The organism is Dehalobacter sp. (assembly GCA_023667845.1).
In the GTDB taxonomy this organism is placed as follows: Bacteria; Bacillota; Desulfitobacteriia; order Desulfitobacteriales; family Syntrophobotulaceae; genus Dehalobacter.
Window position 1 is genome coordinate 1 of record JAMPIU010000061.1, and the last position, 1,319, is coordinate 1,319.

The 1,319-nt window shown below is 45.3% G+C and carries 1 protein-coding gene; it reads left to right on the forward strand.

All coding sequences use genetic code 11. The annotated features are described in order from the left end of the window. The first annotated feature begins 257 nt into the window (after window positions 1-257). Window positions 258-1,229: an alpha/beta hydrolase gene (locus NC238_05095; GenBank protein MCM1565315.1), complete on the forward strand. Its 972-nt coding sequence runs from the start codon at window positions 258-260 to the stop codon at window positions 1,227-1,229. Window positions 1,230-1,319: the final 90 nt, after the last annotated feature.

The following is a 1,319-nucleotide window of genomic DNA, read 5'->3' on the forward strand; positions in this document are numbered from 1 at the left end:
TTCTATGCATTCATGTCACTTCCGCAATTAATTTTTGAAAATACCGCTATGGAAATAATCACATTGTAGCACCATAATTCAAAAGCTTCAAGGCAAATCCAGTAACTGTAAAACTGTGCGCTGGCCGGCTGGAAAATTTGATACAGGATATCGCAAAGTCCCAGGGAGCAGGGCTTTGCCGAAGCAACAAGCACCCTTGACTTTACCGGTATTTATTGATAAATACAGTTTATAATAGTATTCAGGGGATGATATACATGAGCGTCAGTTTTATTGAGGAAAAGGTAACTGTAAACGGCAAATTTGCGTTAAAAGGCACCATGACCATACCTGCCGGGAATGAAGGTAAATATCCGGCTGTCCTGATTATTTCAGGCTCGGGAAAGATCACACGGGACGGCAATGCAGGCAAAAAAATAAATTTTAATATTTACAGAGAACTGGCAGAGAACATTGCAAAACTGGGGTTCGTGACATTGCGGTATGACAAAAGAGGCGTGGGTGAAAGCGAAGGGAATTATCTTGAAACCGGCATGTGGGATTTAGTGGACGACGTGAAAGCGAATATTGATTTTTTAAAGGCCCATCCCGCTGTTGACCCGGAAAAAATCATATTACTGGGACACAGTGAAGGATGTATGCTGGCAACCATTACTAACTCACGATATCCGGTGGGCGGCCTGATCCTGCTCGCCGGCGCCGCTGAAACACTGAAGGACGCCGTTAACCGTCAACGCAGTCTTTTATATGAAGAGATCCAGCATTCCAAAGGATTCAAGTTCGCACTGCTGCGCCTGCTCAAAGCTGACAAAAAGAGCGAAGCGCAGAGCCAAAAGTTTTTTCAGAAAGTGATGGCGTCAAACCGGGATGTGATGAGGCAGGGGCTTGTGAAAATCAATGCCAAATGGATCAGGGAGCACTTTTCTCATAATGTTGTGGATGACTTGAAAAAAGCCGCTTGTCCGGTCCTTGCTGTCACCGGCTCAAAGGATTTCCAGACAAATCCCGAATGCGTCAAAGTGGTACCGGGACTTGTACAGGGTGAAGCGGAGGTCCATATCGTTGAAAATATGAACCACATTTTAAAGGAATACCATGGAAAAATAACGGTGCTGGACGCTAAAAAGCAATACATGAAGGCTCAGAGCCAGCCTATTCACCCGGAGTTGCAAAAAATCCTTCAAAATTGGCTGGTCAAACACTATAAAACAGTAGATAACTTGAAGTAAGCCAGAATCGCCGCTCCTTCCGCTTAAGGGCTCTTCCGCCCCCTGCCCTATGCCGGTTTACCCCGGTTTCTATAGACTGTCCCCCTCTTT

What these genes read in the sequence shown, in the direction of transcription:
- NC238_05095 (MCM1565315.1), top strand. Translation starts at nt 258, where the DNA reads ATGAGCGTCAGTTTTATTGAGGAAAAGGTAACTGTAAACGGCAAATTT.